Source organism: Micromonospora sp. NPDC049891, assembly GCF_040660295.1.
Lineage (GTDB): Bacteria > Actinomycetota > Actinomycetes > Mycobacteriales > Micromonosporaceae > Micromonospora.
In genome coordinates this window covers 1-13,480 of record NZ_JBFAML010000053.1, presented here as the reverse complement: position 1 = coordinate 13,480, position 13,480 = coordinate 1, and the positions used below count along the sequence as shown (strand labels likewise).

The window sequence follows — 13,480 nt, the reverse complement described above, 5'->3', positions numbered from 1 at the left end:
CCTGCCCGCGTTGATCAAGAAGTTTTCGTCGGATTCCGGCGCCCCGAGCGACGCAAACTTCTTGATCAACGCGGTGGTGGGGGTGTGGGTGGGTTGGGCGTGGGTGGTGGGGGGCGGGCGCATAGGATGTGCGGTCATGGCGCGCGTGCTTACTCCCCGGGCTGAGGACTTTCCTCGCTGGTACCAGGACCTCATCGCCAAGGCGAAGCTGGCCGACAACGGGCCGGTGCGAGGGACCATGGTGATCCGGCCGGCCGGCTATGCCATCTGGGAGCGGATGCAGGCCGAGATGGACGACCGGATCAAGGCCGCCGGGGCGGAGAACGCGTACTTCCCGTTGTTCATCCCGGAGAGCTACCTCAAGCGCGAGGCCGAGCACGTCGAGGGCTTCTCGCCCGAGCTGGCCGTGGTCACCCACGGCGGTGGCAAGCAGCTCGCCGAACCGGTGGTGGTGCGGCCCACGAGCGAGACGGTCATCGGCGAGTTCATGGCCAAGTGGATCGACTCGTACCGGGACCTGCCGCTGCTGCTCAACCAGTGGGCCAACGTGGTCCGCTGGGAGCTGCGCCCCCGGGTGTTCCTGCGGACCAGTGAGTTCCTCTGGCAGGAGGGGCACACCGCACACGCCACCAGGGAAGACGCCCGGGCCTACGCCCGCAAGATCCTGCACGAGGCGTACGAGGACCTGATGGTGAGCGTGCTCGGTATCCCGGTGGTGGTCGGGCTCAAGACCGCTCGCGAGCGCTTCGCCGGGGCGACCGCCACCTACACCTGCGAAGGCATGATGGGCGACGGTAAGGCGCTCCAGCTCGGCACCAGCCATGAGCTGGGCCAGAACTTCGCCAAGGCCTTCGACATCAGCTACTCCTCGGCCGAGGGCGGCCGGGAGCACGCCTGGACGACCTCCTGGGGCACCTCGACCCGGATGCTCGGCGGCCTGATCATGTGTCACGGCGACGACAACGGGCTGCGGGTGCCGCCGAGGCTGGCGCCGACCCAGGCGTACGTCATGGTGGTCAAGGAGGGTGACGGCGTCACCGAGGCCGCGGTCAAGCTGCGCGACGCGCTGCGTGACGCCGGCGTCCGGGTGGCGCTCGACGACCGCACCGACACCCCGTTCGGCCGCCGGGCCGTCGACGCCGAGCTGCGCGGCTACCCGGTACGCGTCGAGGTCGGTCCCCGTGACCTGGCCGCCGGCAACGCGGTGGTGGTCCGCCGTACGGACAGCTCGAAGGCGCCCACGCCGGTGGCGGACGTGGTCGGTGCGGTGCTCGCCGCCCTGGACGCCGACCAGCGGGCGCTGCACGACCAGGCGCTGGCCTTCCGCGAGTCGCGCACGGTCGAGGTGGCGACGCTCGACGAGGCATTGGCGGCGGCAACCACCGGCTGGGCCCAGGTGCCGTGGTCCGCCGTCGGCGTCGACGGCGAGGCGAAGGCCAACGCCCAAGGCGTAACCGTCCGCTGCCTGGTCCGCGCCGACGGCTCCGTCCCCGACACCGAGGACGAGCCCAACCTGATCGCCATCCTCGCCCGCGCCTACTAACCCCCACCCCACCCCCTAGCCTGGTTGATCATGAGGTTGGCGGCGAAGTTGATCGCTCCGACTGCCGCTAACCTCATGATCGACAGCAAGTCGGGCGGGCGTGGTGGGTGTGGGGCGGCGGTAGGGTCGGGGGCGTGAGGTTCGAGCCGGGTCGGTTGGTCGTGCACCGCAATGTGCGGCGGGGACGGGTCGGCTGGGTCCGGCCGGCCCGGGTGGTCAGCGACGACGAGCGAGGGCTGCTGCTCTGGGTGGCCGAGGGCACACCGGTGGCCGGCGAGGTCAACGAGGCCGGGCTGGGCATGCGGGCGGTGCCCTTCCGGGAGTGGCTGACCCCGACCTACCGGCTGGCACAGGGCCACTGGAACGGCCCGCCGCTGTTGAAGTTCCTGCCCACCGGCGCGGCCCACTCCGTCTGGTGGTTCCGCGACGTGCGAGGCTGCTTCGCCGGCTGGTACGTGAACCTGGAGGAACCCGGCGTCCGCTGGGACGACGGCGGGCTGGCCGGCGTCGACATCGTCGACCAGGACCTCGACGTGTGGGTCCGTCCGGACCGCAGCTGGGAGTGGAAGGACGAGGACGAGTTCGTCGAGCGGCTGGCCTTCCCGGAGCACTACTGGGTGACCGACGAGGCGGCGGTGCGGGCCGAGGGTAAGCGGGTGATCGCGCTGGCCGAGGCTGGTGTCTTCCCCTTCGACGGCACCTGGTGCGACTTCACCCCGCCGGCGCAGTGGTCCGTGCCGGACCGCCTGCCCGACGGCTGGGATCGGTCCCCGGTCCGCTGACCCCGTCGGCTGTGTTCTTCGTCACGTATGACCCGCCTCGGGTGACCCGGGCCGGTGCGGTGTGAGCGTTCCGCGGGGGATCTGGCAGAATGGCTGGCTGGTATCCGGCGCGTGTCCGGCGCCCTCTAACCCGGGCGCGTCGCCAGTCCACCCGAGCGGTCTCCGGCCCAACCCCACTGTGCCGGTTGGCGCTCACCCATGCACACCGCCCGTACCGGGTCGGTGAGATCGCAACAGGAGCGAAACAACCGTGGCCGTAAAGATCCGGCTCCTGCGGATGGGCAAGATCCGCAACCCGCAGTACCGCATCGTCATCGCCGACTCGCGCACCAAGCGCGACGGCCGGGCGATCGAGTTCGTCGGGATCTACCAGCCGAAGGAAGACCCTTCGGTGATCGAGGTCAAGTCGGAGCGGGTCCAGTACTGGCTGTCCGTCGGCGCCCAGCCCAGCGAGGCGGTGCAGCGGCTGCTGGAGCTGACCGGCGACTGGCAGAAGTTCAAGGGCCTGCCGGCCCCGCCGCCGCTGAAGGTCGCTCCCGAGCGGGCCGACCGCAAGGCGGCCTACGAGGCCGAGGCGAAGGCAGCCGCTGGCGTGGCCGACACCCCGGCCAAGCCGGCGAAGAAGGCCACCAAGGCCGCTGAGGCACCGAAGGCCGAGGAGGCTCCGAAGGCCGCTGAGGCGCCGAAGGCTGAGGAGCAGCCCGCCGCGGACTCCGGCGAGCAGGCCTGACATGGCGCTGCGGCCGGCGTTGGAGCACCTGGTCAAGGGCATCGTCGATCACCCTGACGACGTACGCGTCCGGATGGTCGACTCCCGTCGGGGCAAGCGGCTGGAGGTCCGGGTGCATCCCGAGGACCTGGGCACCGTGATCGGGCGGTCCGGTCGGACCGCCAAGGCACTGCGCCAGGTGATCGGCTCCATCGGTGGGCGCGGCGTACGCGTCGACATCGTCGACTCGTACTGATGCAGCTCATCGTCGGCAGGATCGGCAAGCCGCACGGCATCCGCGGTGAGGTCACCGTGGAGGTGCGGACCGACGAGCCCGAGACGCGGTTCGCTCCCGGCATGGTGTTGGGCACCATGCCGGGGGCGAATGCCGCCAAGACACCCGCCGCCCAGCCCGCACCGGACGGTCCCGGTGTGCCGTTCCGAGTGCCTGACGAGCTGACGGTCGAGTCGGCGCGTTGGCACCAGGGGCGGTTGCTCGTGGCCTTCGGTGGGGTGCTGGACCGCGACGTCGCCGAGGCGCTGCGCGGCACCCTGCTCGCGGTGGACAGTGCCGACGTGGCACCGCCGGAGGATCCGGAGGAGTTCAACGACCACCAGCTGGTCGGGCTCGCCGTGGTCACCCCGACCGGTGAACGGTTGGGCGAGGTCGCCCGGATCGACCACGCTCCCGCCTCCGATCTGCTGGTGCTGCGGCGTCCCGAGGGGCACACGGCGCTGATCCCGTTCGTCAAGGAGATCGTCCCCGAGGTCGATCTCGCCGGTGGCCGGGTCGTGGTGGACCCGCCCGGCGGCCTGCTCGATCTCTAGCTGGCGGAGCACCCCTGATGCGCGTCGACATTGTGTCGATCTTCCCGGAGTACTTCGCACCGCTGGACCTTTCGTTGATCGGCAGGGCCCGTGCCAACGGGACGCTGCGGCTGGCCGTACACGATCTGCGCGGCTGGACCCACGACGTGCACCGGACCGTCGACGACACCCCGTACGGCGGCGGGCCCGGCATGGTGATGCGGCCCGAGCCGTGGGGCGAGGCGTTGGACGCCTTGGCGCCGGTGGAGCTGACCCCGCCACGGCTGCTGGTGCCGTCGCCGGCCGGCGTCCCCTTCACCCAGGCGATGGCCCACGAGTTGGCGGCCGAGCCGCACCTGCTCTTCGCCTGCGGTCGGTACGAGGGCATCGACCAACGGGTCCTCGACCACGCGGCGACGCGGATGCCGGTCACCGAGGTCAGCCTCGGTGACTACGTGCTCTTCGGCGGTGAGGTGGCGGTGCTGGTGATCCTGGAGGCGGTGACCCGGCTGCTGCCGGGGGTGCTCGGCAACGCCGGCTCGCTGGCCGAGGAGTCCCACGCGCACGGATTGCTGGAAGCGCCGATGTACACAAAGCCGGCGACCTGGCGCGGACTGCCGGTGCCGGAGGTGCTCCGCTCTGGCGACCACGGCCGGATAGCCCGCTGGCGCCGCGACGAGGCGCTGGTCCGGACCGGTCACCGCCGGCCGGACATGCTCACCGGGCTGGACCCGCAGAGCCTGGACAAACGGGACGTGGCGGCGTTGGACCGGGCCGGATTTCAGGTGCCCGGACCGGATGTGGCAAAGTAGAGGGGTTGCCGCAGTCGTCTGCGCCCGTGGGCGGCTGCGAGGATCCCCGACCGGGGTCGGTTCGCACCGGCCACCACCCGGGGATCAGTATCACCCATCCGCGCGCCGATTGACGGTGCGCCGTGAGCCTCACGAGGACGCAGCGATGAACATCCTGGACGCCCTTGACGCCCAGTCGAAGCGCACCGACCTGCCCGACTTCCGTGCCGGTGACACCGTCAAGGTGCACGCCCGGGTGGTCGAGGGGGCCCGGTCCCGGGTCCAGATCTTCCAGGGCGTGGTCATCCGCCGCCAGGGTGCCGGGCTGCGCGAGACCTTCACCGTCCGCAAGCTCAGCTTCGGCGTCGGCGTCGAGCGGACCTACCCGATCAACAGCCCGGCGATCGACCGGATCGAGGTCGTGGTTCGGGGTGACGTCCGCCGGGCCAAGCTCTACTACCTGCGTGAGCTGCGCGGCAAGAAGGCCAAGATCAAGGAGCTGCGCGAGAAGCAGCCGAGCTGACGTCGCGCTGCGCCACGCCGCCCGAGCTGCGCGTATGCCGTACTGGCCAGTCCGCACTACCCTGGTCGTACGGGCGCAGCGCGGCGGTACCCGCCTCGTGTGGCGGGTGACCTCCACTACCGCCCGGGGAGCCTCGACGAGGTTCCCGGGCGGTAGTCGTTTCTGCGGACCGGGGAGTGGGCGTGGTACAGGCGCTTGACGACAGCGGTGCGGCCGATCCCTGGCGCCGACGTGCCCGGCGAGGTAAGCGGCAGATGCCGCTCTGGCAGGAGCTGCCGCTGCTGCTCATCGTCGCCTTCTGTCTGGCCGTGCTGATCCGTACCTTCCTGCTCCAGGCGTTCTTCATTCCCTCCGGGTCGATGGAGGACACCCTGCTCGTGGGTGACCGGGTGGTGGTCAACAAGGTCGTCTACAACGTCCGGAACCCGCAGCGCGGCGAGGTGGTGGTCTTCCGGGGCACCGACCAGTGGGTTCCACAGGTGGATGCGCAACCGCCCACCACCTTCGCCGACAAGCTCGGCCGCACCGTCGGCGATCTGATCGGCGTCGGTCGTCCGGGGGAGAAGGACTTCATCAAGCGCGTCATCGCGTTGCCCGGGGACCGGGTGAGCTGCTGTGACGACCAGGGGCGGGTGCTTGTCAACGGCACCCCGTTGGACGAGTCGGCGTACGTGCTGCGTGACTCGCCGCTGGATCTCCCGCCGAACCCGGAGGAGTGCCGCTCCCGGCGGTTCGAGGAGATCGTCGTCCCGCCCGGCCAGATGTTCGTCCTCGGCGATCACCGGCAGGTCTCGCAGGACGCGCGCTGCCAGGGCACGGTGCCGATCGACAACGTGGTGGGCCGGGCGTTCGCGGTGGTCTGGCCGTCCGACAGGTGGCACTCGCTGCCGATCCCCGAGACCTTCGCCACCGTCGCCCCGCCGCCCACCGCGGCCGGCGGTGCGGCTCCGGTCCGCCCCACCTCCGACGGAGGTGTGGTGCTACTCCTCCCGATTGCGGCCACACTATCCGTTCTCGCGCGTTCCGGACGGTGGCGCTCGGTCGGGCAACGTAGGCTCCTCCCGTGATTGACGAGCAGACCGACAAGCCGCGCCACTCCTTCTGGAAGGAACTGCCCATCCTCCTCGGGGTGGCGATCCTGGTCGCGGTACTGGTACGTGCCTTCGTACTGCAGACCTTCTTCATCCCCTCGCCGTCGATGGAGAACACTCTCAAGATCGACGATCGGGTGCTTGTCAACAAGCTCGTCTACCACACCCGCTCGCCGCATCGCGGCGAAGTGATCGTCTTCAAGGCACCGCTGGAGTGGAGTGGCAATCCGGCGGGGGAGGACTTCATCAAGCGGGTCATCGGCGTCGGCGGCGACCGGGTGGTCTGCTGCGACGACCAGGACCGCCTCATGATCAACGGTGCGCCGCTGGACGAGCCGTACATCTTCTCGGTGGACGGCCAGCGGGACAAGCCGGCGGACCAGGAGTTCGACGTGCAGGTGCCGGAGGGCCGGCTCTGGGTCATGGGTGACCACCGCTCCGCCTCCGGTGACTCCCTGGAGCACTACCAGCAGTCCGGGCAGAACATCGAGTCCGCCACCATCCCCGAGCAGGACGTGGTGGGGCGGGCCTTCACGATCTTCTGGCCGTTCGACCGGGCCACCATCCTGACCGTGCCGGACGAGTTCGACGCGATACCGAAGTCCTGACCAGGACCGGGGCCAGCGCGGGCCGGCAATTGCCCGACAGCGCCGGTGGTGCCGGGCGTGGGCGACGTCGTAGGCGTCTGGCAGTCTGGTGCGGTGACCGTCTACACCCCCAGGTGTGCCGCTCGCGTCCTCCTGGTCGACGCGACCGGCCGGTTGCTGCTGTTCCGCGGCTTCGACCCCGCTCGCCCGGAACGCGGGCGGTGGTGGTTCACCCCGGGCGGGGGCCTCGACCCGGGGGAGACGTACGCCGAGTGCGCCGTCCGTGAACTGGCTGAGGAGACCGGGTTGCGGCTGACCGTGGCCGACGTCGGCCGGCCGGTGCACGCCGACGTCACCGAGTTCTCCTTCAACGGCGTGTGGTACCGGCAGGAGCAGCAGTTCTTCCTGGTCCAGGTGGCGGCGCACGAGGTCGACACGGCGGGCTTCAGCGAGGTGGAGCGGGGCAGCGTCGACGGTCACCGGTGGTGGTCGGCAGACGAGTTGAGCGGTACCGGGGAGCGCTGCTACCCACTTGACCTTGCAGAGGTGCTGGCCCGCGCGTTGGCTGGTACGACGGCTGTCACCGAGGGACGGGCATGCTGACTCCACCACGCACCGTGGTACGCCGTGAGGCCGGACTCTACGCCCTGGAGCGGGCCCTGCAACGGCGCGGTTTCCTGCACGTCGCGGGTGCCGACGAGGCTGGCCGTGGTGCCTGCGCGGGGCCGCTTGTCGCCGCCGCCGTGGTGCTGCCGGAGGGCCGGCGGGGCGAGATCGACGGTCTGGCCGATTCCAAGTTGCTGACCCCGGCCAGCCGGGAACGGATTCACGACGAGGTCGTCGAGCGCGCTCTGGCGTACACGGTGGTGGTCATCCCGGCCGACGAGGTCGACGCCCGAGGGCTGCACGTGTGCAATCTGGCCGCGATGCGGCGGGCGCTGGCCTCGCTGGCGGTCCGGCCGGAGTACGTGCTGACCGACGGGTTCGGCGTCGACGGCCTGGGCGTACCCGGTCTCGCGGTGTGGAAGGGTGACCGGGTGGCCGCCTGCGTGGCGGCGGCGAGCGTGCTGGCCAAGGTCACCCGGGACCGGATCATGGTGGACCTGGACGCCGAGCATCCCGGCTACGGGTTCGCCGAGCACAAGGGGTACATCACCGCTGAGCACACCGCCGCCCTGCGCGAGCGTGGGCCGTGCCACGAGCACCGTTTCTCGTACGTGAACGTGGCAGCCGTCTCCGGGCTCGACGACCGGCCACCCCGCTCCCGGCGACCGCTGGGCGCAAGCCGGGATGAGCCGATGGAGCACTCGGGCGCCGCAGGGGGTACCGTCGGCGTGGCGTTGGGCGAGCAGCCTCGGCCTCCGGCGCCGGTGGGGGAAGATGTGGTCATGGAAGGCGGAGTGCGATGAGCGCGGAAGATCTCGAGAAGTACGAGACCGAGATGGAGCTCCAGCTCTACCGGGAGTACCGCGACATCGTCCGCCAGTTCTCCTACGTGGTGGAGACCGAGCGCCGGTTCTACCTGGCCAACCAGGTCGACCTGCACGTGCGCAACTCCGACGGCGAGGTCTACTTCGAGGTCGAGATGCACGACGCCTGGGTCTGGGACATGTACCGACCCGCCCGGTTCGTGAAGAATGTTCGGGTGATGACGTTCAAGGACGTGAACGTCGAGGAGTTGGAGAAGCCGGACATCTCCCTGCCCGCCGACTCCGGCTTCGGCGGCTGAGCCCGCGTACCGCCCACGGGCGGCGACGGCGGACCCCCACCCGCCGCGATCGTCCGCGCCATCCCGCATCGCATCGTCCACAGTGCACCGGTCGGTCGCCGACGGCCTCCGGACGCTGGCGGTGCCGCGGGTAAGCCGACGATCATTGCGGTACCAGGCGTACCGGTCGCGGGCCACGTGCTGAGCCTGGCGTCGGTCACCCATAACAGATCATCCAGCTTGTGCGTGGACTGTCCACAGGACGCCCGGTCGTCCACAGGTGGACTCTCCGGGGCGGTGCAGGTCGGCGGACCCGGCCAGGCTCGACAGCATGCGACCACGGATGTCGATACTCGGTGGACTCACGACGCTCCTGCTGCTGGCACCACCCGCACCGGTGGACGCGGCCCGGGCACCCGGATGGTCGCACCCTGCGGCCACCCCGAGCGGGTGGTCGCCGGCTCCGGCCACCCCGAGCGGACGCTTGGTCCCGCCCGCCGCCGGTGACACACCGGGCCCCGGACCGTCGCGGTGGCCGGTCGACGGCGCGTCGCAGACCGGCAACCCCGGACCGTTCCGGTGGCCGGTCGACGGGGTGCCACAGCCGGTGCGCAGGTTCGACCCGCCGCCCCGGCCGTGGCTGGCCGGCCATCGGGGGATCGACCTGCTCGCCCCTGCCGACGCCACGATCCGGGCAGCCGGTGCCGGCACGATCCTCTTCGCCGGCATGGTCGCCGACCGGCCGGTGGTCACCGTCGGGCACGCCGACGGCCTACGGACCACCTACGAACCGGTCCAACCGGCAGTCACGGCAGGCACGGCGGTGTCGGCCGGTGCACCCCTGGGCGCGCTGCTGCCCGGGCACGCCGGTTGTCCCGCCGCTGCCTGCCTGCATTGGGGACTGCGCCGGGGGGACGACTATCTCGACCCGCTCGCCCTGCTCGGTCTCGGACGGGCCCGACTGCTGCCCCTCGGCGACGTCACCGTCGGCCGGGTGCGTCCGCTCACCGCTGCGCGAGCAGGCCGGGCAACCCGACGGCGAGCCGCTGATACTCCTCGGGCGCGTTGTAGACCTGCCCGCACAGCCGCAGCCATCCGCGTCCGTCCCAGGCCATGACCGCGACCTGGGTGGCCAGCCGTTCGGCGATCCGGGTCTGCAACGCCCGGGCACCGTCCAGGGTCGTGGCCAGGCCCGCCGGCAACGGGATGAGCCGCATGGCGACCGTCGGTCCGCCGGGGTCGGGCAGGTCGGCCGGTGGCACGCCGAGCGCGTCCCCCACCACCCGCTGTCCGTACGCGGCCAGTCCGGCGTTGTGCGCGCGTACCCGGTCGACGCCGAGGCTGCGCAGCGTGTAGAGACCCGCTGGGGCGCTCAACCAGGCCGTGTAGTCCGAGGTGGCCTGCCACTCCAGGCGGGCCGGGAACCCCGAATCCTGTTCCCAGGAGACCACCAGCGGCTCGATCCGCTCCCGCCACTGCGGCGCCACCACGAGCACGGCGGTGCCGCGTGGGGCGTACCCCCACTTGTGCAGGTTGCCCACCCAGAAGTCGGCGCCGATGTTGCGTACCGACGCCGGCAGCATGCCCGGAGCGTGCGCGGCGTCGACAAGCACCGGTACGCCGTGCTCCCCGGCCACCCCGACGATCGCGGCGACCGGGAACAGCCGGGCCGTGGCCGAGGTGAGCTGGTCGACCACCAGCAGGCGGGTACGGCCCGGACGCAGTCCGGCCCGCACGATCTGCACCACCTCATCGTCGGTGGCGGTCAACGGCACCCGCAGGACCCGGTGTGTCGCCCCGGTGCGGCGGCACTCCCGGGCGATGGAGTGGTCGACCGCACCGTAGCCGTGGTCGGTGGTGAGCACCTCGTCACCGGAGCGCAGCCCCAGGGACTGGAGCACCACCGCGACACCGGTGGTGGCGTTCGTGGTCAGAGCGGTGCCCTCAGGGTCGGCGCCGAGGAAGCCCGCCAGATGCCGGCGCGTGTGCGCGACCCGGTCGACCAGACCCTGCGTGAAGAAGCGCAGCGGGTCGGCCTCCATCTCGTCGCGCAGCCGTTGCTGCGCCCGCTGCGCCACGATCGGCACCGCCCCGAACGAGCCGTGGTTGAGGTGACTGACCGCCGGGTCGAGGGAGAAGAGCAGGCGGGCGCCCGCGATCGGCTCGGGCGGCGGCGGGACGCTCACCTGATGATCATAGCCGTCGGGCTCGGCGGGCCCGTGGTGCTTGCCGCCGCATCACCGGTCAGGGATGACGTGCCGCCTCTCACGGTCAGGGACCGCCTCCCGCCGCCTGTAGCCGCCGATCCCTGCCGGTTGCTGGCGTTTCTCGCCGCCCGTGCCGCCCGGACCGTGCGGTCGTCAGGCGCGGGGGTGGGCCTGACGGTAGGCGGCCCGGAGTCGTTCCACCGAGACGTGCGTGTAGATCTGGGTGCTGGCCAGCGAGGAATGCCCGAGCAGTTCCTGCACCGCCCGCAGGTCCGCACCGCCTTCGAGCAGGTGGGTGGCGGCGGAGTGGCGCAGCGCGTGCGGGCTGGTCCGGGGCAGTCCCGCCGCCTCGGCGTAGCCGCTGACGATCCGGCGGGCCGTGGTCGGGTGCAACCGGCCGCCCCGGGCACCGAGCAGCAGCGCGTCGCGGGAATCGGGGACCGCCAGCACCGGCCGTCCGTGCCGCAGCCAGTCGTCGAGGGCGCGCTGCGCCGGCAGCCCGTACGGCACCGTCCGCTCCCGCCCGCCCTTGCCCCGTACCCGGACGACCCGCCGGCCCTGGTCGACGTCGGCCGTGTCGATCCCGCACGCCTCGCTGACCCGTACCCCGGTGCCGTAGAGCAGTTCGAGCAGCATCCGGTCACGCAGCCGCACCGCCGCATCGGTGTCACCGGACGCGCCGGTGCCGGGTCGGTCTTCGCTGGACGGCGGGTCGGTGGGCGATGCCAGGCCGACGGATACGGGCGTGGCCGGGCGGTGGGCGGGTTTCTCCACGAGCAGTGCCGCCTGCTCGGGACGAAGCACCGTGGGCAGTGTCCGGCGTGGCCGGGGGCTGGCCAGCGTGGCGGCGACGTCGGTGGGCAGCAGCCCTGTCCGGTGGGCCCAGGCGCTGAAGGTCCGGGCCGCGGCTGCCCGGCGGGCCAGCGAGGTGCGGGCGGCACCGGTCGTGCGTTGCCGGGCCAGCCAGCTGCGTACCGTGTCGAGGCTCAGTTCCGCCACCTCGGTGCAGCCCATCCGTCGAGCGTGATCCAACAGCGATACCAGATCGGCGACGTACGCCCGCACCGTGTGTGCCGAGCGGTTACGGACCGAGGCCAGATGCCCCGCGAACTCGTCCACCGCGTCCCGCAGCGGCGCCGGCAGCGCGTCGTGCATCGCCCGGGTGCCGTTGGCGGCCGGTCCCTGCGCGCCCATCCTGCCCACGAGATCCACCCTACGGTCGGCACGCCCGGACCGCGAACACGTGGCCCGCTCGGCGACACCCGATGATCAGGCGGAAGATGGGGCGTCACCGTCGGCCGGCCCGGTCACCGGCGCGGCCGGACCGGCCTGGCCGGCATGGTTCGCCGGCTTGGCGTGACCAGGGCGTAGCCGTCGTCGCGGCGTACCACAAGTGCCAACTCCTCCAACAGGGACAGTTTGCGCAGCACCGTGCGGACGGCGAGGCCGGCCCGCGCGGCGAGGGTGTCCACGTCCATCCGACCGCGTCGCGGCATCGCCTCCACGATCGACCGGGCGTCGTCGTCGAGCAGATCGGTGGGCCGTTCGGGCCCACGCGGCACCGGGGCCAGCTCGCCGATCCGGCCCACCTCCTCCAGCACCTGTGCCAGGCCGGTCACCAGCCGCGCCTTCGGTTGCTCCCGAAGGATCTCGTGGGCTCCGACCGACATCGCCGAGGTGACCGGGCCCGGCACCACCATCGCCGGTCGCTCCAGGGCGATGGCCCGTCGGGTGGTCTGGGTCGCGCCGCTGCGGGCCGCCGCCTCGACCAGCACGGTGCCCCGGGTGCCCGCCGCGATCACCCGGTTGCGGATGAGGAAGCGGGGACGCAGTGGCTCCGCACCCGGCGGCCACTCGCTGACCAGCAGACCGGTGTCGGCGATCCGGTCGAACAGCGCCGCGTTGCCCAGTGGGTAGGCGCGGTCCACACCGCAGGCGAGCACCGCGACGGTGAGCCCGCCGGCGGTCAACGCTCCCCGATGCGCGGCGGCGTCGATGCCGAACGCGCCGCCGGAGACGACGGTCCAGTCCCGGTCCGCCAGCCCGTAGCCCAGATCAGTGGCGATGTGGGTGCCGTACGCGGTGGCGGCGCGCGCCCCCACCACCGCAACGGACCGGTCCAGCGCCTCGGCCAGTGGCCACGACCCGCGTACCCAGAAGCAGAGCGGCGGTGCGGTCTCGATGTCCACCCGGCGGCGTGCGTCGGAGAGCCGGAGCGTGCGCAGGTGCTCGACTGTCCCCGGCCACTCGTCGTCGCCGGGGATCACGACCCGGACCCCGAGCCGGTCGGCGCGGTGCAACGCCTCGGCGGCGATCACCCTCGCGTCACCGGCCCGGCTGCGCGCCGCCACGGACTCGCGCAGCGCCTGCTGTGGTGCTCCGCCGTCCAGCAGCAGGTCCAGCGCGTCCACCGGGCCGAACTCGTCGACCAGCCCGTGCACCGACCGGGTACCCGGTTCGGCCAGCCAGGTCAACGCCACCCGCGCCAGGGTCAACTCCTCGTGCGTGCTCACGTGCCCTCTCCCGTCCTGAGCGTGATGGCTTCGTTGACGTCTCCCGCGTCCGGTCGGGCCCGCCCGTCGAGGTCGGCGATGGTCCAGGCGAGCACATGGATACGGATGAGGCATATCTCGGCGGGTCGTCGCAAGGCCGCCTCGGGGTGTGTGCAGATGGTGAAAATCCGTGTACACCTCGCTTCCTTGTCGATTCCGGACACGCGCAAGCTCGGGTCG

Annotated in this window: 16 protein-coding genes and 1 pseudogene; 13 read left to right on the top strand and 4 right to left on the bottom strand. The window is 71.7% G+C overall.

Annotation, left to right across the window (positions count from 1 at the left end):
• Positions 1-136 precede the first annotated feature (136 nt).
• From proS to AB0I71_RS31875, 13 genes and pseudogenes are all read left to right on the top strand, one after another.
• Positions 137-1,543 (top strand): proline--tRNA ligase, encoded by a 1,407-nt coding sequence (gene proS / locus AB0I71_RS31935; protein ID WP_357591036.1) that lies wholly within the window; start codon positions 137-139, stop codon positions 1,541-1,543.
• Positions 1,544-1,677: 134 nt separating this feature from the next.
• Positions 1,678-2,325, top strand: coding sequence for a DUF402 domain-containing protein (locus AB0I71_RS31930; protein WP_357591034.1), 648 nt, complete (start codon positions 1,678-1,680; stop codon positions 2,323-2,325).
• A 250-nt stretch (positions 2,326-2,575) separates the two neighbouring features.
• Positions 2,576-3,055 carry a 30S ribosomal protein S16 gene (rpsP, locus tag AB0I71_RS31925; RefSeq protein WP_357591032.1) on the top strand — a complete coding sequence of 160 codons (480 nt, stop codon included), beginning with the start codon at positions 2,576-2,578 and terminating at the stop codon, positions 3,053-3,055.
• Position 3,056: 1 nt separating this feature from the next.
• A complete protein-coding gene (locus AB0I71_RS31920) occupies positions 3,057-3,290 on the top strand; it encodes an RNA-binding protein (protein ID WP_013732101.1) in 234 nt (77 codons plus the stop codon).
• Positions 3,290-3,862: a ribosome maturation factor RimM gene (rimM, locus tag AB0I71_RS31915; protein ID WP_357591030.1), complete on the top strand. Its 573-nt coding sequence runs from the start codon at positions 3,290-3,292 to the stop codon at positions 3,860-3,862. Before AB0I71_RS31920 ends, rimM begins: the two co-directional genes overlap by 1 nt.
• 17 nt (positions 3,863-3,879) lie before the next feature.
• On the top strand, positions 3,880-4,653 hold the full coding sequence (gene trmD / locus AB0I71_RS31910; RefSeq protein ID WP_357591028.1) for a tRNA (guanosine(37)-N1)-methyltransferase TrmD: 774 nt from the start codon (positions 3,880-3,882) through the stop codon (positions 4,651-4,653).
• Between the two features lie 145 nt (positions 4,654-4,798).
• Positions 4,799-5,155, top strand: coding sequence for a 50S ribosomal protein L19 (gene rplS, locus AB0I71_RS31905; protein WP_093401691.1), 357 nt, complete (start codon positions 4,799-4,801; stop codon positions 5,153-5,155).
• 182 nt (positions 5,156-5,337) lie between these two features.
• Positions 5,338-6,209 (top strand): annotated as a pseudogene (gene lepB / locus AB0I71_RS31900) (signal peptidase I).
• A gap of 9 nt (positions 6,210-6,218) precedes the next feature.
• Entirely contained in the window at positions 6,219-6,854 is a 636-nt protein-coding gene (lepB, locus tag AB0I71_RS31895; protein WP_357591025.1) for a signal peptidase I, read from the top strand.
• A 93-nt stretch (positions 6,855-6,947) separates the two neighbouring features.
• Positions 6,948-7,436 carry an NUDIX domain-containing protein gene (locus tag AB0I71_RS31890; RefSeq protein WP_357591041.1) on the top strand — a complete coding sequence of 163 codons (489 nt, stop codon included), beginning with the start codon at positions 6,948-6,950 and terminating at the stop codon, positions 7,434-7,436.
• Positions 7,430-8,242, top strand: a complete 813-nt coding sequence (locus tag AB0I71_RS31885; RefSeq protein ID WP_357591023.1) for a ribonuclease HII — start codon at positions 7,430-7,432, stop codon at positions 8,240-8,242. Before AB0I71_RS31890 ends, AB0I71_RS31885 begins: the two co-directional genes overlap by 7 nt.
• Complete coding sequence (locus AB0I71_RS31880) at positions 8,239-8,562, top strand: DUF2469 domain-containing protein (protein WP_007075222.1); 324 nt, start codon at positions 8,239-8,241, stop codon at positions 8,560-8,562. The genes AB0I71_RS31885 and AB0I71_RS31880 overlap by 4 nt, the downstream gene beginning before the upstream one ends.
• A gap of 310 nt (positions 8,563-8,872) precedes the next feature.
• Positions 8,873-9,658 carry a M23 family metallopeptidase gene (locus tag AB0I71_RS31875; RefSeq protein WP_357591021.1) on the top strand — a complete coding sequence of 262 codons (786 nt, stop codon included), beginning with the start codon at positions 8,873-8,875 and terminating at the stop codon, positions 9,656-9,658.
• Here AB0I71_RS31875 and AB0I71_RS31870 read toward each other — a convergent pair.
• The 4 genes from AB0I71_RS31870 to AB0I71_RS31855 form a co-directional block, all read right to left on the bottom strand.
• Positions 9,546-10,727 (bottom strand): aminotransferase class V-fold PLP-dependent enzyme, encoded by a 1,182-nt coding sequence (locus tag AB0I71_RS31870; protein ID WP_357591019.1) that lies wholly within the window; start codon positions 10,725-10,727, stop codon positions 9,546-9,548. The genes AB0I71_RS31875 and AB0I71_RS31870 overlap by 113 nt on opposite strands.
• A 174-nt stretch (positions 10,728-10,901) precedes the next feature.
• The gene (locus tag AB0I71_RS31865; protein WP_357591038.1) at positions 10,902-11,942 is read right to left on the bottom strand and encodes a tyrosine recombinase XerC; all 1,041 of its coding nucleotides are present in this window, start codon (positions 11,940-11,942) and stop codon (positions 10,902-10,904) included.
• 113 nt (positions 11,943-12,055) lie between these two features.
• A complete protein-coding gene (locus tag AB0I71_RS31860) occupies positions 12,056-13,261 on the bottom strand; it encodes a DNA-processing protein DprA (protein ID WP_357591016.1) in 1,206 nt (401 codons plus the stop codon).
• On the bottom strand, positions 13,258-13,480 hold a 223-nt coding region (locus AB0I71_RS31855), incomplete at its 5' end, for a hypothetical protein (RefSeq protein WP_357591014.1). The genes AB0I71_RS31855 and AB0I71_RS31860, both read right to left, overlap by 4 nt.

What these genes read in the sequence shown, in the direction of transcription:
- proS (WP_357591036.1), top strand. Translation starts at nt 137, where the DNA reads ATGGCGCGCGTGCTTACTCCCCGGGCTGAGGACTTTCCTCGCTGGTAC.
- AB0I71_RS31920 (WP_013732101.1), top strand. Translation starts at nt 3,057, where the DNA reads ATGGCGCTGCGGCCGGCGTTGGAGCACCTGGTCAAGGGCATCGTCGAT.
- rimM (WP_357591030.1), top strand. Translation starts at nt 3,290, where the DNA reads ATGCAGCTCATCGTCGGCAGGATCGGCAAGCCGCACGGCATCCGCGGT.
- trmD (WP_357591028.1), top strand. Translation starts at nt 3,880, where the DNA reads ATGCGCGTCGACATTGTGTCGATCTTCCCGGAGTACTTCGCACCGCTG.
- rplS (WP_093401691.1), top strand. Translation starts at nt 4,799, where the DNA reads ATGAACATCCTGGACGCCCTTGACGCCCAGTCGAAGCGCACCGACCTG.
- AB0I71_RS31885 (WP_357591023.1), top strand. Translation starts at nt 7,430, where the DNA reads ATGCTGACTCCACCACGCACCGTGGTACGCCGTGAGGCCGGACTCTAC.
- AB0I71_RS31880 (WP_007075222.1), top strand. Translation starts at nt 8,239, where the DNA reads ATGAGCGCGGAAGATCTCGAGAAGTACGAGACCGAGATGGAGCTCCAG.
- AB0I71_RS31875 (WP_357591021.1), top strand. Translation starts at nt 8,873, where the DNA reads ATGCGACCACGGATGTCGATACTCGGTGGACTCACGACGCTCCTGCTG.
- AB0I71_RS31865 (WP_357591038.1), bottom strand. Translation starts at nt 11,942, where the DNA reads ATGGGCGCGCAGGGACCGGCCGCCAACGGCACCCGGGCGATGCACGAC.